Source organism: Pantoea sp. BRR-3P (genome assembly GCF_039621635.1).
In the GTDB taxonomy this organism is placed as follows: Bacteria; Pseudomonadota; Gammaproteobacteria; order Enterobacterales; family Enterobacteriaceae; genus Pantoea; species Pantoea floridensis.
In genome coordinates this window covers 514,213-537,109 of sequence record NZ_CP155066.1, presented here as the reverse complement: position 1 = coordinate 537,109, position 22,897 = coordinate 514,213, and the positions used below count along the sequence as shown (strand labels likewise).

21 protein-coding genes and 1 pseudogene are annotated in these 22,897 nt (G+C 55.0%); 16 read left to right on the top strand and 6 right to left on the bottom strand.

Annotation, left to right across the window (positions count from 1 at the left end):
* Nucleotides 1-319: 319 nt before the first annotated feature.
* Nucleotides 320-2,299, bottom strand: a complete 1,980-nt coding sequence (gene speA / locus AAGR08_RS02560; RefSeq protein ID WP_097096105.1) for a biosynthetic arginine decarboxylase — start codon at nucleotides 2,297-2,299, stop codon at nucleotides 320-322.
* A 792-nt stretch (nucleotides 2,300-3,091) separates the two neighbouring features.
* Between speA and metK the strand changes: the two genes are divergently transcribed.
* The 8 genes from metK (at nucleotide 3,092) to ruvX (ending at nucleotide 10,616) form a co-directional block, all read left to right on the top strand.
* On the top strand, nucleotides 3,092-4,246 hold the full coding sequence (gene metK, locus AAGR08_RS02555) for a methionine adenosyltransferase (protein ID WP_097096104.1): 1,155 nt from the start codon (nucleotides 3,092-3,094) through the stop codon (nucleotides 4,244-4,246).
* A gap of 577 nt (nucleotides 4,247-4,823) precedes the next feature.
* Nucleotides 4,824-6,218 (top strand): sugar porter family MFS transporter, encoded by a 1,395-nt coding sequence (locus AAGR08_RS02550; RefSeq protein ID WP_097096103.1) that lies wholly within the window; start codon nucleotides 4,824-4,826, stop codon nucleotides 6,216-6,218.
* A gap of 235 nt (nucleotides 6,219-6,453) precedes the next feature.
* The gene (locus AAGR08_RS02545) at nucleotides 6,454-6,966 is read left to right on the top strand and encodes a SprT family zinc-dependent metalloprotease (RefSeq protein ID WP_141400239.1); all 513 of its coding nucleotides are present in this window, start codon (nucleotides 6,454-6,456) and stop codon (nucleotides 6,964-6,966) included.
* A 91-nt stretch (nucleotides 6,967-7,057) separates the two neighbouring features.
* The gene (endA, locus tag AAGR08_RS02540; RefSeq protein WP_345828365.1) at nucleotides 7,058-7,765 is read left to right on the top strand and encodes a deoxyribonuclease I; all 708 of its coding nucleotides are present in this window, start codon (nucleotides 7,058-7,060) and stop codon (nucleotides 7,763-7,765) included.
* Nucleotides 7,766-7,838: 73 nt separating this feature from the next.
* Entirely contained in the window at nucleotides 7,839-8,570 is a 732-nt protein-coding gene (gene rsmE, locus AAGR08_RS02535) for a 16S rRNA (uracil(1498)-N(3))-methyltransferase (protein ID WP_345828364.1), read from the top strand.
* Between the two features lie 39 nt (nucleotides 8,571-8,609).
* Entirely contained in the window at nucleotides 8,610-9,554 is a 945-nt protein-coding gene (gshB, locus tag AAGR08_RS02530) for a glutathione synthase (protein WP_097096100.1), read from the top strand.
* 82 nt (nucleotides 9,555-9,636) lie between these two features.
* Nucleotides 9,637-10,200, top strand: a complete 564-nt coding sequence (locus tag AAGR08_RS02525; RefSeq protein WP_097096099.1) for a YqgE/AlgH family protein — start codon at nucleotides 9,637-9,639, stop codon at nucleotides 10,198-10,200.
* A complete protein-coding gene (gene ruvX / locus AAGR08_RS02520) occupies nucleotides 10,200-10,616 on the top strand; it encodes a Holliday junction resolvase RuvX (protein ID WP_097096098.1) in 417 nt (138 codons plus the stop codon). Before AAGR08_RS02525 ends, ruvX begins: the two co-directional genes overlap by 1 nt.
* Nucleotides 10,617-10,706: 90 nt before the next feature.
* Here ruvX and AAGR08_RS02515 read toward each other — a convergent pair.
* Nucleotides 10,707-11,699 (bottom strand): annotated as a pseudogene (locus AAGR08_RS02515) (type IV pilus twitching motility protein PilT).
* 16 nt (nucleotides 11,700-11,715) lie between these two features.
* Here AAGR08_RS02515 and AAGR08_RS02510 point away from each other — a divergent pair.
* Genes AAGR08_RS02510 through hemW form a run of 4 tightly spaced genes read left to right on the top strand, consistent with a single transcriptional unit; the run spans nucleotide 11,716 to nucleotide 14,739 of the window.
* A complete protein-coding gene (locus AAGR08_RS02510) occupies nucleotides 11,716-12,423 on the top strand; it encodes a YggS family pyridoxal phosphate-dependent enzyme (RefSeq protein ID WP_345828363.1) in 708 nt (235 codons plus the stop codon).
* A 12-nt stretch (nucleotides 12,424-12,435) separates the two neighbouring features.
* Nucleotides 12,436-12,990, top strand: coding sequence for a YggT family protein (locus AAGR08_RS02505; protein WP_097096095.1), 555 nt, complete (start codon nucleotides 12,436-12,438; stop codon nucleotides 12,988-12,990).
* Nucleotides 12,991-13,010: 20 nt separating this feature from the next.
* Nucleotides 13,011-13,604: an XTP/dITP diphosphatase gene (locus AAGR08_RS02500; RefSeq protein ID WP_345828362.1), complete on the top strand. Its 594-nt coding sequence runs from the start codon at nucleotides 13,011-13,013 to the stop codon at nucleotides 13,602-13,604.
* On the top strand, nucleotides 13,597-14,739 hold the full coding sequence (gene hemW / locus AAGR08_RS02495; RefSeq protein ID WP_345828361.1) for a radical SAM family heme chaperone HemW: 1,143 nt from the start codon (nucleotides 13,597-13,599) through the stop codon (nucleotides 14,737-14,739). Before AAGR08_RS02500 ends, hemW begins: the two co-directional genes overlap by 8 nt.
* A gap of 32 nt (nucleotides 14,740-14,771) precedes the next feature.
* On the opposite strand, the gene AAGR08_RS02490 is transcribed toward hemW, so the two are convergent.
* From AAGR08_RS02490 to trmB, 3 genes are all read right to left on the bottom strand, one after another.
* Nucleotides 14,772-15,488, bottom strand: a complete 717-nt coding sequence (locus tag AAGR08_RS02490; RefSeq protein ID WP_097096092.1) for a DUF2884 domain-containing protein — start codon at nucleotides 15,486-15,488, stop codon at nucleotides 14,772-14,774.
* A gap of 102 nt (nucleotides 15,489-15,590) precedes the next feature.
* A complete protein-coding gene (locus tag AAGR08_RS02485; RefSeq protein ID WP_097096091.1) occupies nucleotides 15,591-15,917 on the bottom strand; it encodes a YggL family protein in 327 nt (108 codons plus the stop codon).
* Nucleotides 15,917-16,636, bottom strand: a complete 720-nt coding sequence (trmB, locus tag AAGR08_RS02480; RefSeq protein ID WP_345828360.1) for a tRNA (guanosine(46)-N7)-methyltransferase TrmB — start codon at nucleotides 16,634-16,636, stop codon at nucleotides 15,917-15,919. The genes AAGR08_RS02485 and trmB overlap by 1 nt, the downstream gene beginning before the upstream one ends.
* Nucleotides 16,637-16,790: 154 nt before the next feature.
* Between trmB and mutY the strand changes: the two genes are divergently transcribed.
* From mutY to mltC, 3 genes are read left to right on the top strand one after another with little or no spacing between them, the layout of a single operon-like run.
* Nucleotides 16,791-17,876 carry an A/G-specific adenine glycosylase gene (gene mutY / locus AAGR08_RS02475; protein ID WP_345828359.1) on the top strand — a complete coding sequence of 362 codons (1,086 nt, stop codon included), beginning with the start codon at nucleotides 16,791-16,793 and terminating at the stop codon, nucleotides 17,874-17,876.
* On the top strand, nucleotides 17,876-18,148 hold the full coding sequence (locus AAGR08_RS02470) for an oxidative damage protection protein (RefSeq protein WP_097096088.1): 273 nt from the start codon (nucleotides 17,876-17,878) through the stop codon (nucleotides 18,146-18,148). Before mutY ends, AAGR08_RS02470 begins: the two co-directional genes overlap by 1 nt.
* Before the next feature lie 54 nt (nucleotides 18,149-18,202).
* Entirely contained in the window at nucleotides 18,203-19,282 is a 1,080-nt protein-coding gene (mltC, locus tag AAGR08_RS02465) for a membrane-bound lytic murein transglycosylase MltC (protein WP_097096087.1), read from the top strand.
* A 134-nt stretch (nucleotides 19,283-19,416) separates the two neighbouring features.
* Here the strand turns inward: mltC and AAGR08_RS02460 are convergent, their stop codons facing one another.
* Nucleotides 19,417-21,567 carry an ornithine decarboxylase gene (locus AAGR08_RS02460; protein WP_345828358.1) on the bottom strand — a complete coding sequence of 717 codons (2,151 nt, stop codon included), beginning with the start codon at nucleotides 21,565-21,567 and terminating at the stop codon, nucleotides 19,417-19,419.
* A gap of 296 nt (nucleotides 21,568-21,863) precedes the next feature.
* On the opposite strand from AAGR08_RS02460, the gene AAGR08_RS02455 reads away from it, so the two are divergent.
* Nucleotides 21,864-22,847 (top strand): MDR family oxidoreductase, encoded by a 984-nt coding sequence (locus AAGR08_RS02455; RefSeq protein ID WP_097096085.1) that lies wholly within the window; start codon nucleotides 21,864-21,866, stop codon nucleotides 22,845-22,847.
* The last annotated feature ends 50 nt before the right edge of the window (nucleotides 22,848-22,897 follow it).

The window sequence follows — 22,897 nt, the reverse complement described above, 5'->3', positions numbered from 1 at the left end:
ACCCAAAGTGACTATTCAACTCTTAATGTTTAAATTTTCATTATACATGAAGCTTGTTTCATAACAGATTACCTGTTCAATGGCTGACAAATCAGCGGCTAATGAAAAGATATTGCTGCAAGGAATGAACAAGACGATTCGCTTTATTAGCAAAAAGAATGAGATAGCGAGAACGCTATTAATGCAGATAAGTGGGCAGGACGTTACAAAGTATTGAAGGGTGATAGCCTTCACAAATTAATAAAAAAGAAGCTGTGAAGTGAGGATATTGCCAGAAAAGAACCGAGCTTCTTACGAAGCTCGGCTAAGTCACGATGACTTACTCGTCTTCAAGATAGGTATAGCCGTACAATCCACTTTCAAATTCGGAAAGGAACTGTGCGCGTAACTCTTCATCAATATCGGTCTGCTGGGTTACCTGATCGCGGAACAGCGTCATCAGATCGTTAGGATTCAGCTGCACATACTCCAGCATATCCGCCACGGTATCGCCCTCATCGGAAAGCTGCACTTCTACGCTGCCATCCGGGAAAGCAAACACGTCAACCGCTTCAGTATCACCGAACAAGTTGTGCATGTTACCGAGGATTTCCTGATACGCGCCCACCATAAAGAAGCCAAGCATCGGCGGATTATCGATGTCGTACTCCGGCATCGGCATAGTGGTCGCAATACCATCGCCATCGACGTAGTGATCGATGGTGCCATCGGAGTCACAGGTGATATCCAGTAACACCGCGCGACGCTTAGGCATTTTATTCAGCCCTTCCAGCGGCAGCACCGGGAACAGCTGATCGATGCCCCATGCATCCGGCATCGACTGGAACAACGAAAAGTTGACGTAAATCTTATCCGCCATCCGCTCCTGCAGCTCATCGATAATCGGGCGGTGCGCGCGGTTGCTCGGATCCAGATGCTGCTGAATATAGTGGCAGATGCTCAAATAAAGCTGCTCAGCCCAGGCGCGCTGGCCAAGATCGTAGGTGCCTGACGAGTAGCCGGTGTGAATATCGAACAGATCCATCTGGCTATCATGCAGCCATTCGCGTAGCGAGCGGCGGACATCAGGTTCGTGCATCTCCTGCCACGTATCCCACAGGCTCTGAATCGGACGCGGAGAATCCACATCCGGCGCCACTGGCGTGCTGAATTCGTTGCGTTCCACACCAATAATGTTGGATACCAGCACCGTATGGTGCGCCGTTACCGCACGGCCGGATTCGGTGATTACCGTTGGATGTTCCAGCCCGTTCTCTTCGCAGGCATCACCAATCGCCCAAATAACGTTGTTGGCGTATTCATTCAGACCGTAGTTGACCGAACAATCGGACTGCGAACGCGTACCTTCATAGTCCACGCCCAAACCGCCGCCCACATCAAAACATTTGATGTTAACGCCCAGCTTCGCCAGCTCAACATAGAAACGCGCCGACTCACGCACGCCGGTGGCGATGTCGCGAATGTTCGACATCTGCGAACCGAGATGGAAGTGCAGCAGCTGCAGGCTGTCGAGACGGCCGGCCTTGCGCATGATGTCCACCAGCTGCAGCACCTGCGATGCCGCCAGACCAAATTTGGATTTCTCGCCGCCGCTCGACTGCCATTTTCCCGAGCCCTGCGAAGCCAAACGCGCACGGATACCGAGACGCGGTATCACGCTCAAGCGCTCGGCTTCTTCCAGCACCAGGCGCACTTCGGTCATCTTCTCGATCACCAGATAGACTTTATGCCCAAGCTTTTCACCAATCAGTGCCAGACGAATGTATTCGCGGTCTTTGTAGCCGTTACAGACGATCACCGAGCGGGTTTTACCCGCATGTGCCAGCACCGCCATCAGTTCGGCTTTCGAACCGGCTTCTAAGCCCAAAGGTTCACCAGAGTTGACCAGCGATTCAATCACGCGCTTATGCTGGTTAACCTTGATGGGGTAAACCAGGAAGTAGTCACCTTTATAGCCGTAGGATTCACGCGCACGTTTAAAAGCGGCGTTAATCGAACGCAGGCGATGCTGGAGGATCTGCGGAAAGCAGAACAGCGCAGGCAGACGTTGTCCGTCGGCCTCGCGCTCTTTAACCAGTTTCGCCAGGTCAACGCGCACTTCCGGCCGATCCGGATCGGGGCACACGCTGATGTGCCCGAGCTCGTTGACGTCGTAATAGTTATTTCCCCACCAGGCAATGTTGTAGGTACGCAGCATTCTGCTTGCTTCCTGATCGTTCATTGCCACCTCCTGCATGGAGCGGAGTGAACCTTGTTCGCCAGCTGACGAACCCTTGATATTCTTCATGTCGTCAGACATCGCGGACCTCAATTTTCCGTTGAAATATGAATTTGTTACCGAGTTTTGTCATGGTGACGCCGGGTAAAAATTGCCTCATCCTGCTTGCTGCCTCTGTAAGGTTGCAACGTGCAATGCTGACTGTAAGTGTAAAACACCGCGCCGGAGTCGGGGCAAAATAGCCTGAGACGTCCACGGTCAGTAGACAGCGAAATGCAGTAATAGATGCAGAGAAATGTTAACCGGCGCTCGTGTCGGGCTGATTACCGCAACGGGCAAAACATCGACAGGAGAAAAGAACAGATTGGGAATGTGAAAGGAGTGCCTGCGCGCTGAAGCCGCGCTGTGAACCAAAGAGAGTGAAAGAGTGGTTCATTGAGTTTAATCACCTCCATCGCCTGCTGACAGCATGCGAAAAACGGCTTGGGTGAAAGTCAGAGTAAACGGCATCTGACGGCGCGACGCACAGCGGCGTCATCCTTTTTGCGCTGCAACAGCAGCGGCGTTTTATACCGCCAGATGCGCGAAAATGCAAAATCTTTGTCAGCTAACTGCGTGGGGTGTCAGGAAATTATTCCACTTGTAATGTTGCGGAAAATGCGGGATCAGAAAAAGCACTGGAAAAGTGCTCACTGAGTAACCTAGAATAGCCGTCCAGATGGTTTTCCATCTAAACTGATTAACATCCAGGCGGTGTGAGCCAATGCTCCCGTTTCCTACTGCTTGCGGCTTTGCCTGAAGGGGCGTCGAGTCGGCCTGGCCCAGCTTGCGCTACGCAGTCGTATTCAAACCATTTGTAAGGTAAAGAACAGAATGGCTAAACACCTTTTTACATCTGAGTCCGTATCAGAAGGACATCCTGATAAAATCGCTGACCAAATTTCCGATGCCGTGCTCGATGCGATCCTGGAACAGGATCCGAAAGCACGCGTGGCCTGCGAAACTTACGTTAAGACCGGTATGGTGCTGGTTGGCGGTGAAATCACCACCAGCGCTTGGGTTGATATCGAAGAGATCACCCGTAATACCGTACGTGAAATCGGTTATGTCCATTCCGATATGGGCTTTGATGCCAACTCTTGCGCGGTACTGAGCGCAATTGGTAAGCAATCTCCAGACATTAACCAGGGCGTTGACCGCACCGATCCGCTGGAGCAAGGCGCGGGCGACCAGGGCCTGATGTTCGGTTACGCCAGCAACGAAACGGATGTGCTGATGCCAGCGCCGGTCACTTATGCGCACCGTTTGGTGCAGCGTCAGGCGGAAGTGCGTAAAAGCGGTTCACTGCCGTGGCTGCGTCCAGATGCGAAAAGCCAGATTACCTTCCAGTACGATGACGGCAAAATTGTTGGTATCGATGCGGTTGTGCTGTCTACTCAGCACGCTGAAGAGGTGACCACCGCCGATCTGCGTGAAGCGGTGATGGAAGAGATCATTAAGCCGGTTCTGCCGACGGAGTGGATCAACGCCAGCACCAAATATCACATCAACCCAACCGGTCGTTTTGTGATCGGTGGCCCAATGGGCGACTGCGGCCTGACCGGGCGTAAAATCATCGTGGATACCTACGGCGGCATGGCACGTCACGGTGGCGGCGCATTCTCAGGTAAAGATCCGTCAAAAGTTGACCGCTCTGCCGCTTATGCAGCGCGCTATGTGGCGAAGAACATCGTCGCGGCTGGCTTGGCTGACCGTTGCGAAATCCAGGTTTCCTATGCCATCGGCGTGGCTGAGCCAACCTCCATCATGGTTGAAACCTTCGGTACCGAAAAAGTGCCAACTGAACAGCTGACTTTACTGGTGCGCGAGTTCTTCGACCTGCGTCCATACGGTCTGATTCAGATGATGGATCTGCTGAAGCCGATTTATAAAGAGACGGCAGCATACGGTCACTTTGGTCGTGAGCACTTCCCATGGGAGCAGACGGATAAAGCTGCGCAGCTGCGTGAAGCGGCGGGTTTGAAGTAAGCTCAGGAATCAGATCGTTTATCGAGCCCGCCTCTGGCGGGCTTTTTTATGCCATGAGCGCATGAAGGTGTAACCGGTCGCCATGAATGGCGACCCTACATGGATATCGCCGGGTTTTCGTAGGGTGCGCATTCATGCGCACCTGCATTAAAAAGCATACTGTAGGGGCGTCATTTATGACCACCAGCGTGCCTCACGCCCCAGCAAATAACGCTTTGTCGCACATTGTTCCTTTTCAACTAGCGTCTACACTTCTTTCACCCCGCTTACAACTTAGTGTTAACGATTACATTTTGAAATCCTTTAACAATCGGCAATTTAGAGATTTTTCAGCGTAGTTATTGCTGTGAAAATGCGTTATTTTCAGCGTCGTCTGATAGCCGATAATTAGTGCGATGTCAGAAACTTAAAGGGTGCTATACCTTACTGGTTACGTAACTATTTCGGGCGGAAAATGCTGGATTGCAGGGTTCCGGCGTGTGTAACCGATTACACTGGTGTGATCGCTCTCACTTTTTTCCGCTGACAGGTTTCATAACATTGATAACAACAACGATGGATAAACTTTGGAGGCATCATGCCTAATAATAATCACAAGGGCAGAACGTCGAATAAGGTCATGACCTTGTTCGTCTGCTTTTTAGCGGCGCTGGCCGGCTTGCTGTTTGGCCTGGATATCGGCGTTATCGCCGGTGCTCTGCCTTTCATCGCGAAAGACTTTAACGTTACTGCGCACCAGCAAGAGTGGATTGTCAGCTCAATGATGTTTGGTGCTGCAGTGGGTGCGGTTGGTAGCGGCTGGATGTCATCGCGTCTGGGTCGTAAAAAGAGCCTGATGGCGGGTGCCATTCTGTTCGTTATTGGTTCGCTGTGGTCGGCGGGTGCAACCAGCCCAGAAATGCTGATCGCCGCACGTGTGGTGCTCGGTCTGGCGGTGGGTGTCGCGTCTTATACCGCTCCGCTGTATCTCTCTGAGATCGCTCCGGAGAAAATTCGCGGCAGTATGATTTCGCTCTACCAGCTGATGATCACCATCGGTATTTTGGCCGCATATCTCTCCGATACCGCGTTCAGTGACGCTGGCGCATGGCGCTGGATGCTCGGCATTATCACCATTCCTGCCGTGTTGCTGCTGATTGGCGTGTTCTTCCTGCCGAATAGCCCACGCTGGCTGGCCGCCAAAGGGGATTTCCGCAGTGCGGAACGTGTGTTATCGCGTCTGCGTGATACCAGCGAACAAGCAAAACGCGAACTGGATGAAATCCGTGAAAGCCTGAAGATTAAACAGTCAGGCTGGCAGCTGTTCCAGAGCAACAGCAATTTCCGCCGCGCGGTGTTCCTCGGCGTGCTGTTGCAGGTCATGCAGCAGTTCACCGGTATGAACGTCATCATGTATTACGCGCCGAAAATTTTCGAAATCGCCGGCTTTGCCAACACCACGCAACAAATGTGGGGCACGGTGATTGTCGGTCTGGTGAACGTGCTGGCCACCTTTATCGCGATTGGTCTGGTGGATCGCTGGGGCCGTAAGCCTACGCTGCTGCTCGGCTTCCTGGTCATGGCCGTCGGTATGGGCGTGCTGGGTACCATGCTGCACATTGGCATTCACTCGCCGGAAGCGCAGTACTTCGCTATTGCGATGCTGCTGATGTTCATCGTTGGTTTTGCGATGTCTGCCGGTCCGCTGATTTGGGTACTGTGTTCAGAAATCCAGCCGCTGAAAGGCCGCGATTTTGGTATTACGGTGTCTACCGCGACCAACTGGATTGCTAACATGATTGTCGGTGCCACCTTCCTGACCATGCTGAATACGCTGGGCAATGCACCAACCTTCTGGGTGTACGCCGGTCTGAACGTATTCTTCATTCTGCTGACGCTGACGCTGATTCCAGAGACCAAAAACGTCTCGCTGGAACACATCGAACGCAATCTGATGTCAGGCAAGAAACTGCGCGATATCGGGCAGAAATAATCCCGCTAAGCGAATGCAAGGGCTGCCAACGGGCAGCCCTTTTTTTGTTTGGACTGCGCATCGCGCCACATAACCGTGCGGTCGCCATATAAATGGCGCCCCTACGTTTATGGTGCGGAATTTTCGTAGGGTCGTCGTTTATGACGACCGCTTCACATTTAACCAAACACCAGGTCGCCATTAATGGCGACCCTACAAGTTGATTCAACCGCTGCAACCTTTTATGCTGCCCCACATGAAAACACCGCGCCTTCCCATCGCCATACAACAAGCCGTCATGCGCTCGCTGCGCCATTTTTTACAGCTGGCGAATGAAAAACTTGAGCGTCGCTTTGATGAGCCCAACCTGGTTTATCAGCAGCGCGGCACGGCGGCGGGCACCGCATGGCTGGAAAAGTGGGAAATCCGCATTAATCCTGTGCTGCTGCTTGAGAACCAACAGGCGTTTGTTGATGAAGTGGTGCCGCACGAACTGGCGCATCTGTTGGTGTGGAAAACCTTTGGCCGCGTGCCCCCGCACGGCAAAGAGTGGAAATGGATGATGGAGAGCGTGCTCGGTGTCCCGGCACGTCGCACCCACCAGTTTGAAATCGACTCGGTGCGCAGCAATACGTTCCCCTATCGCTGCCGCTGTCAGCAGCACCAGCTGACTGTGCGTCGTCACAACCGTGTGCTGCGCGGCGAAAGCGAATATCGTTGCGTACACTGCAAATCCCTGCTGCAACCCGGTGAGTTTTTAGCAACATAGCTCAGCAACCTAGTCCAGAAATCTCATATCCCGTTCGTCATCATTCTGTTACCCTGCCGCCCTTTTTCAGGACCAGGTTAATTTTTGGAATATGTCTCGCAAAACATTGCTGTTTCTTACCCTATTAGTTGCTCCGCTTAGTGCTTATAGCCTCAGTTTCACTAATTATCATCAAAACAACTTTCAGCAGGCCAAAGCCTATGCCGCACAAATCAATGCTGATGCACCTGCGGACTTCTACTGCGGCTGCAAAATCAGCTGGCACGGCAAAAAAGGCGTACCGGATCTGAGCAGTTGCGGCTACAGCGTGCGTAAGAACGCCAATCGCGCCGAGCGCATTGAGTGGGAGCATGTTATGCCGGCGTGGGAATTCGGCCATCAGCGCCAGTGCTGGCAGAACGGCGGGCGTAAAAGCTGCAGTAAAGATGCCGATTACCGCCGTATCGAGAGCGATTTGCATAATCTGCAACCGGCAATTGGCGAAGTGAATGGCGATCGCAATAACTTCCAGTACAGCCAGTGGAACGGAGGCGAGCAACAGTATGGCCAGTGCAGCATGAAAGTCGATTTCAAGCAGAAGCTGGCGCAACCGCCAGAGCGGGCACGCGGAGCGATTGCCCGCACTTACTTCTATATGCGCGATCAATATCATTTGCGCCTGTCACGTCAGCAAACCCAGCTTTTCACCGCCTGGGACAAGCAATATCCGGTGACGCAGTGGGAGTGTGAGCGCGATAATCGCATCGCTAAAATACAGGGAAATCATAATTCCTACGTTCAGCAGGCTTGCCAGCGCTGAAAGCGCTACCCTACACTAGCTTTTTTCGATTGCGCCGTGTCCGCTGACACGGCATAACGCTGGCAGGAACCGCATGCGTATACCTCGCATTTATCATCCCGAACCTCTCGAAGTTAACAGCGAAGTCTTCCTTGATGAAGACGCCGCTAACCATGTCGGACGCGTGCTACGCATGACGGCCGGTCAGCAGATCGAACTGTTTGATGGCAGTAATCTGACTTTTCACGCTGAAATCACCCAGGCTGATAAAAAGCGTGTAAAAGTAAGGGTCCTTGCCAGTCAGGCGGATGACCGCGAATCCCCGCTGCATCTGCACCTCGGCCAGGTGATGTCGCGCGGTGAAAAAATGGAATTCACCATCCAGAAATCGATCGAACTTGGCGTGAATGTGATTACGCCGTTGTTTTCTGAACGCTGCGGCGTAAAGCTGGATGCCGAGCGACTGGCAAAAAAGATTCAGCAATGGCAGAAAATTGCGATTGCCGCCTGTGAACAGTGCGGCCGCAATCGCGTGCCAGAAATTCGCGAACCGATGACGCTGCTTGCCTGGTGTGCGGAAGCCGATGAAGGCCTGAAGTTGAATTTGCATCCGCGCGCGAACCACAGCATTAATACGCTGCCGCAGCCGGTTGAGCGCCTTCGTCTGCTGATTGGCCCGGAAGGCGGCTTATCTGCCGATGAAATTGCCATGACTGCGCAGCAGGGTTTCACCGATATTTTGCTCGGACCACGCGTGTTACGTACCGAAACCACCGCGCTCACCGCCATCACGGCACTTCAGGTGAGGTTTGGCGACCTCGGTTAAGCGATACTTTTGGTTGAATACCCCTTTGAGGAGAGAATAATGATCAAGCTTGGCATCGTTATGGACCCTATTTCGTCCATCAACATTAAAAAAGACACCAGCTTCGCCATGTTGCTGGAAGCACAGCGCCGTGGTTACGAAATTCATTACATGGAGATGAGCGATCTCTCCCTGCGCGGTGGTGTGACTTACGCGCGCACCCGTTTGCTCAGCGTTGAGCAGAACTACGAGAGTTGGTACACCTTTGGTAACGAGCAGCTTATTCCGCTGGCCGATCTCAACGTCGTGCTGATGCGTAAAGATCCGCCGTTTGACACCGAATTTATCTACGCAACCTACCTGCTGGAACGCGCGGAAGAGCAAGGCACGCTGATCGTCAACAAACCGCAAAGCCTGCGCGACTGCAACGAAAAGCTGTATACCGCCTGGTTCGCCGACCTGACGCCAGATACCTTAGTGACGCGCAACAAAGAGCAGCTGCGCGCCTTCTGGCAGGAGCACGGTGATGTGATCCTGAAACCACTGGACGGCATGGGCGGCGCGTCCATCTTCCGCGTGAAGCAGGATGACCCGAACTTTGGCGTGATCACCGAAACCCTGACCAATCACGGCCAGAACTTCTGCATGGCGCAGAACTATCTGCCGGCGATTAAAGAGGGTGACAAACGCGTGCTGGTCGTGGATGGCGAACCGGTGCCTTACTGCCTGGCGCGTATTCCACAAGGTGGCGAAACACGCGGTAATCTGGCCGCCGGTGGACGAGGTGAAGCGCGTCCGCTCAGCGATAGCGATTGGGAAATCGCGCGTCGCGTCGGTCCAACGCTCAAAGCCAAGGGGCTGATTTTTGTCGGCCTGGATATCATCGGTGATAAACTGACTGAAGTTAACGTAACCAGCCCAACCTGCGTACGTGAAATCGAGGCCGCGTTCCCGATATCAATCACTGGCATGCTGATGGATGCCATTGAGAAACGCCTGGGCTGATGCCGTCGGAGTGTAAGCTCCGTGAACACCCAAAACCGGCGCTGTCGCGGCTGCGTCGGTTATTTTTGGTATACGAGTGATAATGAATTTACAGCATCATTTTTTAATTGCGATGCCGTCGCTGCAGGACCCGCTATTCAAACGCTCCGTGGTGTATATCTGCGAGCACAATGAAGATGGCGCCATGGGTTTGATCGTAAACAAACCAATGGAAAACCTGACGGTCGAAGGCATTCTTAAAAAGCTTAAAATTAGCGCATCCGAACGTGACCCTGCCATCAAACTGGATAAGCCGGTCTTTGCCGGTGGTCCGCTGGCGGAGGATCGTGGTTTTATCCTGCACTCCGCGCAGCGCATCTACTCCTCAAGCATTCGTATTTCCGATACCACCGTCATTACCACCTCGCGTGATGTGCTGGAAGCGATCGGGACCACTTCGCAGCCAGATAACGTACTGGTCGCGCTGGGATATTGTGCCTGGGAGAAAGGTCAGCTTGAAGATGAGCTACTGGAGAACGCCTGGCTCACCTCACCGGCTAACACCAACATTCTGTTCCAGACGCCCATTGCGGAGCGCTGGCGCGAAGCCGCGCGCGGTTTAGGCGTGGATATACACAATATCGCCACCGATGCAGGGCACGCCTGATGGCCAGTGAAACCTTACTGGGCTTCGATTTCGGCACCAAAAGTATCGGCGTTGCCATTGGTCAGCAGCTTACGGGCACTGCGCGGGCGCTGACGGCCCTGAAAGCGCAAGACGGCACGCCAGACTGGAACCTGATCGAAAAGCTGCTGAAAGAGTGGCAACCCAATTATGTAGTGGTTGGATTGCCGCTGAATATGGATGGCACCGAACAAGAACTCACCGCGCGCGCGCGTAAGTTTGCCAATCGCCTGCACGGTCGCTTTGGCGTACGCGTCGAGCTGCAGGACGAACGCCTGAGCACCGTTGAGGCGCGTGCCGACCTGTTTGAACGCGGTGGTTTTCGTGCGCTGCAAAAAGGCCAGGTCGATTCCCAATCGGCGGTGATTATTCTCGAAGATTGGTTCGATACGCATTAAAACGCATTCAAAAACCAGGTGCGCATAAATGCGCCCCCTACGGGTGACTTTCGTAGGGTCGCCATTCATGGCGACCGCTACAACCCCTGTTCAAATCATCCCCGCCTGCTGACGCGCCTGCTCGCTTTGGGCAAAGGTTTGCATCCCGGCCTGCGCACCGGTTTGCAATACGCCAGGCAGCTGGTGCATTTTCCCCTCGCGGATCAGGTTCGCCACCGCCGGCGTCGCCACCAGCACTTCAAATAAACCAATGCGTCCGCCCGCCTTTGCTGGCACTAAACGTTGCGCCAGCACCGCTTTAAGGCTGCCCGCTAATTGGGTACGCACCAGGTTTTTCTCCTCGGCGGGAAACACGTCTACTAGCCGATCCACCGCCTGGGTTGCACCGCGCGTATGCAGCGTCGCCAGCACCAAATGGCCGGTTTCTGCCGCGGTAAGCGCCAGGCGGATAGTTTCGCTATCACGCAGTTCACCGAGCAGAATCACATCGGGATCTTCGCGCAGCGCGGCTTTTAGCCCATGTTGAAACGAGGCGCAGTGCGCGCCTACTTCGCGCTGCTGAATTAACGATCGCTGACTGTGATGAACAAATTCGACGGGGTCTTCCAACGTCAGGATGTGCCGCGCCTGTTGGCGATTAAGGCTATCCACCATCGCCGCCAGCGTGGTGGATTTGCCGCTGCCGGTGGAGCCGGTAATCAAAATCAGCCCCTCCTCCAGCTGTAATAGCTGGCTCACCACTTCGGGCAAATGCAGGCTGTTGAGATCCGGTGCACTGCTGGCAATTAGCCGCAGCGCCAGCGATAAACCGTGACGCTGCATAAACAGGTTGGCGCGCAGTCGCACGCCGCTGGTCAGCGTCATGGCAAAGTCTACGTGGCCATTTTCCTCCAGCTCGGCCTGCTGCGGTGCCGTGAGCCACTGCTGCATAACGCTTTCCAGCCAGCCGCCTGCCAGCTCGCTTTGCTGCGGGATCGGCTCCAGCACGCCTTGTCGGCGTCAGTGCGGCAAATGTCCGCTGCAAAGGTGCAGATCGGCGGCGTTATGCTTTACACTAAGCGCCACCATTTCATCCAACTCCATTTAACTTCTCCTGACTATGACTTCCATTGAGCACAACTTACAGCAAGTGCGTGAGCGTATCGCCGCTGCCGCCGCACGTTGCGGGCGCGCGCCAGAAGAAATTACGCTGCTTGCAGTGAGCAAAACCAAGCCTGCGAGCGCGGTCGCAGAAGCCATCAATGCGGGGCAACGCGCGTTTGGTGAAAATTACGTGCAGGAAGGGGTTGAAAAAGTGGCCGAACTGGCCGCACATCCTGATTTGCAATGGCACTTTATCGGTCCGTTACAATCCAATAAAAGCCGTCTGGTGGCGGAAAACTTTGCCTGGTGCCATACCGTTGATCGACAGCGTATCGCGCAGCGCCTGAACGATCAGCGCCCGGCGTCGTTACCGCCGCTCAACGTGTTAATTCAGGTAAATATCAGTGACGAAAACAGCAAATCTGGCATCATGCTGGAGGCGCTGCCGGAGCTGGCGCAGCACATCGCCGCATTGCCGCATCTGCGCCTGCGAGGACTGATGGCCATACCAGCGCCAGAAACAGAATACGCACGTCAGCTGGCGGTTTGCGAAAAGATGGCCGCCGCGTTTCATGCCTTACAACAGGATTATCCTGACGTCGATACGCTTTCTCTGGGAATGAGCGACGATATGGACGCGGCAATCGCCGCAGGCAGCACCATGGTGCGGATTGGCACCGCCATTTTTGGCGCGCGGGATTATGCGCGACCTTCACAACAATAATTGAGGAACCTCATGTTAACACTGACGTTTTTAGTCAAAACGCTGATCGATTTGTACGTGATGGTGCTGCTGCTGCGCATCTGGATGCAGTGGTCGCGCTGTGACTTCTACAACCCGCTGGCGCAGTTTGTCGTGAAGATCACCCAACCGATTATCAAGCCACTGCGCCGTATCATTCCGGCGATTGGCCCGATTGATACTGCATCGCTGCTGCTGGCGTTTGTGCTGACTACGCTAAAATATCCGCTGCTGCTGCTGATTCAGGTCGGCGTGTTCTCAGTGGACCCCACCAATTTATTGGTTGGCCTGCTGTCGCTAATAAAATCCGCCGGTTATCTGGTGTTCTGGGTGATCATCATTCGTTCGCTGATGAGCTGGATCAGCCAGGGGCGCGGCCCGATGGATCAGGTGTTGCTGCAGCTGACTGAACCGCTGATGTCACCAATTCGCCGTATTCTGCCCGCGATGGGCGGCATCGATTTCTCTGCCATGATTGTGATTCTGGTGCTGTACGCGCTGAATTTCCTCGGCATGGACCTGTTCCCAGGTCTCTGGTATTTGCTGTAATTCGTTAATCTGGAACTGTTATGCAAAAAGTTGTTCTCGCGACCGGTAATCCGGGCAAAGTTCGTGAGCTGGCCGATCTGTTAGCGGCCTTCGGACTCGATATTGTGGCGCAAACTGAACTCGGCGTGGAGTCAGCGGAAGAAACCGGCCTGACTTTCATCGAAAATGCCATTCTCAAAGCGCGTCATGCGGCTGCTATAACTGGATTACCAGCCATTGCCGACGATTCCGGATTGGCGGTCGATGCGCTGGGCGGCGCGCCGGGTATCTACTCCGCGCGCTATGCGGGCGTTGACGCCAGCGACCAGCAAAATCTGGATAAACTGCTGGTGGCGCTGGAAAAGGTGCCGGACGCTGAACGTCAGGCGCAGTTCCACTGCGTGCTGGTGTATGTGCGTCATGCGGCCGATCCTACGCCGCTGGTGTTTCACGGCAGCTGGGCCGGTGAAATCACCCGCGCAGCCGCTGGCGAAGGCGGTTTTGGTTACGATCCCATCTTCTATGTCCCTGAATTAGGTAAAACGGCGGCTGAGCTGAGTAAAGACGAAAAGCGCGCCGTCTCTCACCGTGGTAAAGCATTGACGCTGCTGCTGGAAGCGATGCGCAATGCCTGAATTACCTCCGTTAAGCCTGTACATCCACATTCCGTGGTGTGTGCAGAAGTGCCCGTACTGTGATTTCAACTCTCACGCGTTAAAAGGCGAGGTGCCGCACATAGAGTATGTGCAGCACCTGCTGAACGATCTCGAACAGGATTTGCCGCTCACCGCGGGGCGCGAGGTGCGCACTATCTTCATTGGTGGCGGTACGCCAAGCCTGCTGAGCAGCAATGCGATGCAGATGCTAATGGACGGCGTACGCGCGCGTTTGCCGTTGGCTGCCGACGCAGAAATCACAATGGAAGCCAATCCCGGAACCGTGGAAGCCGATCGCTTCAGCGGTTATCAGCGCGCGGGGATTAACCGTATTTCGATTGGCGTGCAAAGCTTTAGCCCGCAAAAGCTGGAGCGTCTGGGCCGCATTCACGGACCGGAAGAAGCGGTACGCGCGGCGCAGCTGGCGGAAGGCTTAGGTCTGCGCAGCTTTAACCTCGATCTGATGCACGGCTTGCCGGATCAGTCGCTGGAAGAGGCGCTGGACGATCTGCGCCAGGCGATTGCCCTCAATCCACCGCATCTGTCGTGGTATCAGCTGACGATCGAACCGAATACCTTATTTGGCTCGCGTCCACCGCAACTGCCGGATGACGACGCGCTGTGGGATATTTTTGAGCAAGGCCATCAGCTGCTGAGCGCCGCTGGCTATCAGCAATATGAAACCTCGGCCTACGCTAAACCCGGCTATCGCTGCGAGCACAACCTAAACTACTGGCGCTTTGGTGATTATCTGGGCATTGGCTGCGGCGCACACGGCAAGCTGACGCAGCCGGATGGCCGCATCGTGCGCACCGTAAAAACGCGCCATCCACGCGGCTTTATGAAAGGCAATTATCTCGATAAGCAGCACGAGGTGGCGGAAAACGACAAACCGTTCGAATTCTTTATGAACCGTTTCCGTCTGCTGGAAGCCGCTCCGCGCGCGGATTTCCGTCGCTATACCGGTATGGATGAGCAGGTGATTCGCCCGCAAATTGATGCCGCGATAGCGGCGGGATACGTGGTGGAAAGTGCTGAATACTGGCAGATTACTGAGAAAGGGAAGCTGTTCCTGAACTCGCTGCTGGAGCTGTTTTTAAGCGAAGATGAATAAACAGAAGGCCGGGAAACCGGCCTTTTGCTTTGTTAACCTTTAACGCCCTGCATCAACCCTTTGCGTTGATCTTCCAGCACGGTGACGCGATTACACACTTCGTGGCCGAAATTCTGGAAATCCTGTTCCTGCTTGTTCCATTCCGCCTGCACCGATTGCTGTAAGCCGCCAAGGTTGCCCATGATGGCCTGCAGCGGATTGCTGCCGTTCGCCGCCTGGCTGCTGCCCATCTCGTTGAGGCTATCCTGCATGATGCCGCCCAATGTGCTCTGCACCAGCTTCTCGCCTTCTGCACGCACCTGATCGATGGCCTGATGATGGAAGGTTAATCCATCCGGGCGATGCTCGATGATACGGTTCATTTGCTGCTTGAGCTGGCCATCCAGTTTGGTGAGACGATTGCGTACGTTGCTGTTAGCGCCAAGCTTCTCAACAATCACTTTGTCCAGCGCCACGCGGCTACGTTCCAGACGCGAGGTCGCGCCGCTGTCGATCCACGGCAAATCGCGACGCAGCGCGGTTTGATAATCAATGGCTTTCTGGCGCGTTGCGTTGTCAACGCTGACCTTCTGCCCATTAAACTGCACATCGCCCTGCGGCGTGATTTCAAGGTTGCCGTTGCTGCCCACCACCTGCACGCTCTGTGGTTTAACAATCACATCATCCTGTGGCTTGACGCTGCACTCGTATGCAGCCTGAGCCTGAGTTGCCGCCAGCAGCAGCGCGGCGATAAGTGCCTTACGAACCATGAAATCTCCTGAACAATAAAAAGGTCGCCAAAAATGGCGACCCTACGACGGATTTCGTAAGGTGGCCATTGATGGCCACCAACACGCATCAACCATTAAAGATTAGTCCCACCAAACGTCGAAGAGTTCAGTTACTTGAATATCAGAAAGGTTATGCTGCTCAAGCCATTTACGCACCAGCTCGCGGTGCTCATCGGTGCACTTGCCGGTTTCCTGCAGGCAAACCAGACCTTCCCACACCAGATAACCGCTGCCGTCATACGCCAGACCATTCGGTGCGATCACTTCATTAATGAACTGATCAACAGTCGCATCAATTTGCTCCTCAGTTGTGCCTTCGGCGAAACGCCAGGCCACGGAGAAACCCAATTCCTGAAACTCATCAATATGCAGTTTTTTACGCAAACGGCGGCTACGCTGTACGGCCATTATTTTACCCTCTCAAACATCAGATCCCATACGCCATGGCCCAGTCGCTGCCCGCGCTGCTCAAACTTGGTTAACGGACGCGTTTCGGGACGCGGCACGTAATTGTTACTTTCCGACTGATTTTTATATCCGTCGATGCTGCTCATCACGTCTAACATGTGTTCGGCGTAGGCTTCCCAGTCGGTTGCCATGTGGAACACGCCGCCCAGCTTCAACTTACGCATCACCAGCTCAGCAAACGGCACCTGTACGATGCGACGTTTGTTATGGCGCGCTTTGTGCCACGGATCCGGGAAGAACAGCTGCACCATACGCAGCGAGTTGTCCGGAATCATCTTCTGCAGCACTTCCACCGCGTCGTGACACATCAAGCGCAGGTTCTCAACGCCCGCTTCTTTGGCTGAGGCCAGGCAAGCGCCAACGCCCGGCGCATGGACTTCCAGCCCGAGGAAGTTCTGGTGCGGATTATTCTGCGCCATGGTCACCAGCGAAGCGCCCATGCCGAAACCAATTTCCAGCACCACCGGCGCGTCACGACCAAACAGCGTCACCAGATCCAGCGGTTCCGGCTGGAACTCAACGCCCATCTCCGGCCATAAATTATCGAGCGCGAGCTGCTGTCCTTTCGTTAAGCGCCCCTGGCGGCGCACAAAACTGCGGATACGGCGTAATGGCCGCCCGTTCTCATCAAATTCTGGGGTGATGACGTCATTAATCATGTTGAAGCCTGCTGGTTAGCCTGTTCTGGGAAACGGGCATTATGCAAAGTTAGAAAGCAGAAGCAAGCCTTTGCAATGTTCCGGTTTACACCCTGATGTCTCTGTGCTGGAATTCCTGCCTGATTGTAGAGTAAACACGGAAAATTTCCTTCTTATGATGCAAGCGCCGACGTTCGCGCAACAAGTGCTGGATTGGTATCAGCGCTTCGGTCGCAAAACCCTGCCGTGGCAGCAGGAGAAGACGCCATACAAAGTGTGGCTCTCTGAAGTGATGCTGCAACAAACGCAAGTGACCACCGTTATTCCCTATTTTGAACGCTTTATGACGCGCTTCCCGACGGTCAGCGATCTGGCCGCCGCGCCGCTGGACGAAGTGCTGCATCTGTGGACCGGCCTTGGCTATTACGCGCGGGCGCGCAATCTGCACAAAGCGGCTAAGCAGGTGGTGGAGAAGCACGGCGGCGAGTTCCCACGCAACTTTGATGATGTGGCGGCATTGCCGGGTATTGGTCGATCGACTGCGGGCGCGGTGTTATCGCTGTCGCTGGGCCTGCATTTCCCGATTCTGGATGGTAACGTGAAGCGCGTGCTGGCGCGCTGCTACGCGGTTGGCGGCTGGCCGGGCAAAAAAGACGTTGAGAAACGTCTGTGGCAGATCAGCGAAGAGGTTACGCCCGCAGAAGGCGTTAGCCAGTTCAATCAGGCGATGATGGACCTTGGGGCATTAGTATGTACTCGCTCACGTCCTAAGTGTGAAATCTGCCCGCTGAACAGCCGCTGCGTGGCCTATGCCAATAACAGCTGGGCCAACTATCCCGGCAAGAAGCCGAAGCAGACCTTGCCGGAACGTAGCGGCTGGATGCTGATGATGCAGGATGGCGACGATGTGTGGCTAGAGCAGCGTCCGCCGGTCGGCTTATGGGGCGGGCTATTTTGCTTCCCGCAGTTCACCAGTGAGCAAGCGCTAACTGACTGGCTAAGCGAGCGTGGCATTCAGGCTAAGCCACAGCAGCTCACGGCGTTTCGTCATACCTTTAGCCATTTCCACTTAGACATTGTGCCTATGTGGCTAGCGTGGCCTTCCGCTGGGTCGCTGATGGATGAAGCGGGCGGTCTCTGGTATAACTTAGCGCAACCACCGTCAGTGGGGTTGGCAGCGCCGGTTGAGCGCTTGTTGCATGAACTGCGCCATCCCCAGCAGCTTACGCGTCGATCGGGCGTGACCGAAGAGGAAGAGTAATGAGCCGCACCATTTTTTGTACTTATCTGCAACGCGACGCTGAAGGCCAGGACTTTCAGCTCTATCCTGGCGAACTGGGTAAGCGCATCTTCAATGAGATCTCCAAAGAAGCCTGGCAGCAGTGGATGTCCAAGCAGACCATGCTGATCAATGAAAAAAAATTGAGCATGATGAACCCGGAAGATCGCAAAGTGCTGGAGAAGGAGATGGTGAATTTCCTGTTCGAAGGCAAAGACGTGCACATTGAAGGTTACACCCCGCCAGAAAAATAACCGTTCAGGGCTTCCCTTTGAAGCCCTCTTTTTCGAGTCAGGCACGCATTAACAATGAATAAAAAACTGATAGCACTGTTGGTGATTGCACCACTTTTGGTCTCCTGCTCCGGACAAAAAAAATCGCAGTATCATGAAGAGTGGGTCAAGGACACCAACGGTTTCGATATCCTGATGGGTCAGTTCGCCCACAACATTGAAAATATTTGGGGCATCAATGAGGTTCTGATCGCCGGACCGAAAGACTACGTCAAATATAGCGATGGTTATTACACCCGCAGTCACATCAACTTTGACAGCGGTAGCATCACCATTGAGACCATTTCCGGCACCGATCCGATGGCCAGCCTGCGCCAGGCAATCATCACCACGCTGTTGATTGGCGAAGACCCGGGTAATGTCGATCTCTACTCTGATGCCAACGATATTCAAATCAGTAAAGAGCCGCTGCTGTACGGCCAGGTGCTGGATAACACCGGCCAGCCGATTCGCTGGCAGGGCCGCGCCGGCAACTTTGCTGACTATCTGATTCAGAACAAACTGCAGAAGCGCACTTCCGGATTGCATGTCATCTGGTCGGTGACCATTCCGATGGTGCCGAACCACCTCGATAAGCGTGCGCACAAATATCTGCCGATGGTGCGTAAAGCGGCGGAACAATATGGCGTCGATGCCTCATTGATTCTGGCGATTATGCAGATTGAATCGAGTTTCAACCCCTATGCGGTCAGCCATTCTGATGCGCTGGGTCTGATGCAGGTGGTGCAGCATACTGCCGGCGTCGATGTGTTCCGCATGAAGGGCAAAGGCGGCAAGCCGAGCCGCAGCTATCTGCTTGACCCTGAGAATAATATTGATGCGGGCACCGCGTATTTGTCGCTGCTGCAGAGAAGCTATTTGGGTGGGATTCAGGATCCGGTCTCGCGTCGTTATGCGGTGATCACTGCGTATAACGGCGGTGCGGGCAGCGTGCTGCGCGTGTTCTCCAGCGACAAAGATCGCGCCTTCTCGTCGATTAACGGTATGTCGCCAGCCGAGGTATATCAGACGCTGACCACTAACCATCCATCGGCGGAATCGCGTCGTTATCTGTACAAAGTGAGCCAGGCGCAGCGCAGCTATCGTCGGTTCTAGGACGGTGCGGCTTGGCCCTCATCCCAACCTTCTCCCGCTCGCGGGAGAAGGAGCCGATCCAGCACATGCTTAACAATGCTCACCACCTAAACATTCCCTCTCCCGCGTGCGGGAGAGGGTTAGGGTGAGGGAAATCAGCTCACCATCATATTCGCCACCAGATGCTTACGCCCGTTCTCCCCTTCCTCGGTGTAAACCCCTTGCAGCTCCGGCGAAAAGCCCGGCAGGAGATTGATGCCCTCTTCCAGCGCGAGGAAATAGCGCTGCACCGCGCCGCGCCACACTTCCCCCGGCACCACGCACAGCACGCCTGGCGGATAGGGCAATGCGCCTTCTGCCGCAATGCGTCCTTCGGCTTTGGCAATGGGCACCAGCTCCACTTCGCCGCGAATATACGCCTGATGCGCATCCTGCGGATTCACTTTCACCGGCGGGAAACAGGCCGAGCGGAACATCGCTTTCTGTAAATCCTTCACGTCGAAGCTGACGTAGAGATCGTGCATCTCCTGGCACAGGCGGCGCAGCGTGTAACCTTTGTAACGCTCGATATTCTTGCGATAGACGCTCGGCAGCACTTCCGCCAGCAGCGCATCCTCACGCACGTGCTGCTCAAACTGCACCAGCATCGCCACCAGATGCGCCATCTTCTCCGGTGTTTCAGCGGGCGTCAGCAGGAACAGAATCGAGTTCAGGTCGCACTTTTCCGGCACGATACCGTTCTCACGCAGGTAGTTAGCCAGAATCGTCGCGGGAATGCCGAAGCGGGTGTATTCACCGCTGGCGGCATCAATGCCCGGCGTGGTGAGCAGCAGCTTACACGGGTCGACCAAATACTGATCCTGCGCGTAACCTTCAAAACCGTGCCACTTCGCCCCCGGTTCAAGACTAAAGTAAGCAGGATCGGCGGCAATGGCTTCGGTTTCCGCCGTTTGCCACAGCTTGCCGTGCACTTTTTCTGGCAGGAACGGTTGGATCATCTCACAGCGTTCCAGAATCGCTTTGCGCGCATCAATGCCGATGGTGACGCACTCGTGCCACATGCTGCGCCCCGCTTCGCCTTGGTGCATACGGGCGTTGATATCCAGCGCGGCAAACAGCGGATAGAACGGGCTGGTGGAGGCGTGCAGCATAAAGGCATTATTGAGGCGCTTGTGCGGACAGAAGCGCTTTTGCCCACGGATGTGATTGTCTTTCTTGTGGATTTGCGAGGTCTGCGAGAAACCGGCCAGCTGCTTGTGCACTGACTGCGTAACAAAAATACCGGGATCGTTCGCGTCCAACTCCAGCGTCAGCGGCGAGCAGCCGGCCATCAACGGGATGAACTGCTCATAGCCGACCCACGCTGAGTCAAACAGGATGTAATCACACAGATGCCCGATGCGATCGACCACCTGCCGCGCGTTGTACACCGTGCCGTCATAAGTACCAAGCTGGATAATCGCCAGGCGGAAAGGCCGCTGATCCTGAGCGCGGTGCGGCGCCACTTTCGCAATCTGCTCACGCAGATAGGCATCGTCAAAGCAGTGCGCATCAATGCCGCCGATAAAGCCAAACGGGTTACGCGCCGCCTCCAGATACACTGGCGTTGCGCCCGCCTGAATCAGTGCACCGTGGTGATTGGATTTATGGTTGTTGCGGTCAAACAGCACCAGATCGCCGCGCGTGAGCAGCGCGTTGGTCACCACTTTATTGGCGCTGGAGGTGCCGTTAAGCACGAAATAGGTTTTGTCGGCGTTAAACACTTTGGCCGCGAACTTCTGCGCATCTTTGGCGGAGCCTTCGTGGATCAGCAAATCGCCCAGCTTGACGTCAGCGTTGCACATATCGGAACGGAACACGTTCTCGCCATAGAACTCATAAAACTGCCGTCCTGCCGGATGTTTGCGGAAAAACGCGCCGCCCTGATGTCCCGGGCAGGCAAAGGTGCTGTTCTGCATATCAACGTAGCGCGTGAGCGTATCGAAGAACGGCGGCAGCAATGCTGATTCATACGCCAGCGCCGCGTCTTCCAGCGCCTGCCACTCTTCCGGCGCGCCGTTAATTTCAGCGGTGACGCCCGGCAGCTTTAGTACGTCTTCATCGAACGCATTGGCGACAAACACCGGCAGATTAAAGCCGATCTTCTGCAACAGCGTTAACACACCGCTGCGCGTATCTGACAGGGTGATCACCACCGCAGCGACATCGGTAAAATCAGTATTGTCCAGCGTCACCACGTCGCGTGTGGTATTCAGGCTGAGACTTGGCGCGACAGCAACGCTGGCAGCAATTTTCAATGGGTTCATAACACAAATCCCTGAGCAAGGATGAGTGGGTGCCGATGGCACAGCAATGAGGAGATTTCCTCGGCGAAAGTCATAAGGGAGTAGATGGCTGACTGGGGCGCAATCATGTCATCTTTTTTTTGCAGGAACAACCGTACCCTCACCCCAGCCCTCTCCCGTTATACGGGAGAGGGAGCAGTCGGAGCGATAATTAAGTGCTGCTGGATCGGTTCCCTCGCCCGCTTGCGGGAGAGGGTTAGGGTGAGGGAAAAAAAGGAGTACTATTATTCAACTTTCCTCAACCAGCCGGAGGCTACATGTTTAAGGCATTGGTCATTGAAAATGACGAACAGGGTTATCGCACCACCTTGCAAGACCTTTCAGAAAAACAACTTCCCGATCAGGATGTCACCCTCGAAGTAAGCTACTCCACGCTCAACTACAAAGACGCGCTCGCCATCTGCAACAAAGGCCCGATTGTGCGTCAGTTCCCGATGGTGCCAGGCATCGATTTTGTCGGCCGGGTGATTAGCAGCCGCCATCCTGAATGGCAGCAGGACGATGTCGCGCTGCTCACCGGCTGGGGCGTGGGTGAAAAACATTGGGGCGGACTGGCGCAGAAAGCCAGCGTTTCGGGTGACTGGCTGGTGAAAGTGCCGTCCGCGCTCAGCCCGCTGCAAACCATGGCGATTGGCACCGCCGGTTTCACCGCCATGCTGTGCGTGCTGGCGCTGGAGAAACAGGGCATCACGCCACAGCATGGTCCGGTATTAGTCACCGGCGCGAGCGGCGGTGTCGGCAGCTTTGCCGTTAGCCTGCTGGCGCGGCTTGGCTATGAAGTAGTGGCCTCCAGCGGGCGCGCCAGCGACAGCGATTATCTGATCAACACGCTGGGCGCAGCCTCGGTTATCGATCGTGCGGAACTGAGCGAGCCAGGCAAGCCGCTGGCGAAAGAGCGCTGGGCGGCAGCAATTGATAGCGTTGGCAGCCACACGCTGGCTAACGTGTTAGCAGGCATCAAGCGCGATGGCGTGGTCGCAGCCTGCGGCATGGCGCAAGGTTTGGATCTGCCAACCAGCGTGGCGCCGTTCATTCTGCGCGGCGTGATTCTGGCGGGCGTGGATAGCGTGATGTGCGCAAAACCACTGCGTCAGCAGGCGTGGCAGCGTCTGGCGGAACTGGTGGATGGCGACTTGCTGCAGCAACTCACCAAGGTGATTCCGCTGAGTGAAGCGCGGGAAGGTGCCGAGCAGCTGCTGGCGGGGAAAGTGCGTGGCCGGTTAATCGTTGATTGCCGCTGATGTGTCGTAGGGTCGCCATTCATGGCGACCTGGTGGGCATGAATGCCCAC

Coding starts and splice junctions, on each gene's coding strand:
- speA (WP_097096105.1), bottom strand. CDS start 2,299: ATGTCTGACGACATGAAGAATATCAAGGGTTCGTCAGCTGGCGAACAA.
- metK (WP_097096104.1), top strand. CDS start 3,092: ATGGCTAAACACCTTTTTACATCTGAGTCCGTATCAGAAGGACATCCT.
- AAGR08_RS02550 (WP_097096103.1), top strand. CDS start 4,824: ATGCCTAATAATAATCACAAGGGCAGAACGTCGAATAAGGTCATGACC.
- AAGR08_RS02545 (WP_141400239.1), top strand. CDS start 6,454: ATGAAAACACCGCGCCTTCCCATCGCCATACAACAAGCCGTCATGCGC.
- endA (WP_345828365.1), top strand. CDS start 7,058: ATGTCTCGCAAAACATTGCTGTTTCTTACCCTATTAGTTGCTCCGCTT.
- rsmE (WP_345828364.1), top strand. CDS start 7,839: ATGCGTATACCTCGCATTTATCATCCCGAACCTCTCGAAGTTAACAGC.
- gshB (WP_097096100.1), top strand. CDS start 8,610: ATGATCAAGCTTGGCATCGTTATGGACCCTATTTCGTCCATCAACATT.
- AAGR08_RS02525 (WP_097096099.1), top strand. CDS start 9,637: ATGAATTTACAGCATCATTTTTTAATTGCGATGCCGTCGCTGCAGGAC.
- ruvX (WP_097096098.1), top strand. CDS start 10,200: ATGGCCAGTGAAACCTTACTGGGCTTCGATTTCGGCACCAAAAGTATC.
- AAGR08_RS02510 (WP_345828363.1), top strand. CDS start 11,716: ATGACTTCCATTGAGCACAACTTACAGCAAGTGCGTGAGCGTATCGCC.
- AAGR08_RS02505 (WP_097096095.1), top strand. CDS start 12,436: ATGTTAACACTGACGTTTTTAGTCAAAACGCTGATCGATTTGTACGTG.
- AAGR08_RS02500 (WP_345828362.1), top strand. CDS start 13,011: ATGCAAAAAGTTGTTCTCGCGACCGGTAATCCGGGCAAAGTTCGTGAG.
- hemW (WP_345828361.1), top strand. CDS start 13,597: ATGCCTGAATTACCTCCGTTAAGCCTGTACATCCACATTCCGTGGTGT.
- AAGR08_RS02490 (WP_097096092.1), bottom strand. CDS start 15,488: ATGGTTCGTAAGGCACTTATCGCCGCGCTGCTGCTGGCGGCAACTCAG.
- AAGR08_RS02485 (WP_097096091.1), bottom strand. CDS start 15,917: ATGGCCGTACAGCGTAGCCGCCGTTTGCGTAAAAAACTGCATATTGAT.
- trmB (WP_345828360.1), bottom strand. CDS start 16,636: ATGATTAATGACGTCATCACCCCAGAATTTGATGAGAACGGGCGGCCA.
- mutY (WP_345828359.1), top strand. CDS start 16,791: ATGATGCAAGCGCCGACGTTCGCGCAACAAGTGCTGGATTGGTATCAG.
- AAGR08_RS02470 (WP_097096088.1), top strand. CDS start 17,876: ATGAGCCGCACCATTTTTTGTACTTATCTGCAACGCGACGCTGAAGGC.
- mltC (WP_097096087.1), top strand. CDS start 18,203: ATGAATAAAAAACTGATAGCACTGTTGGTGATTGCACCACTTTTGGTC.
- AAGR08_RS02460 (WP_345828358.1), bottom strand. CDS start 21,567: ATGAACCCATTGAAAATTGCTGCCAGCGTTGCTGTCGCGCCAAGTCTC.
- AAGR08_RS02455 (WP_097096085.1), top strand. CDS start 21,864: ATGTTTAAGGCATTGGTCATTGAAAATGACGAACAGGGTTATCGCACC.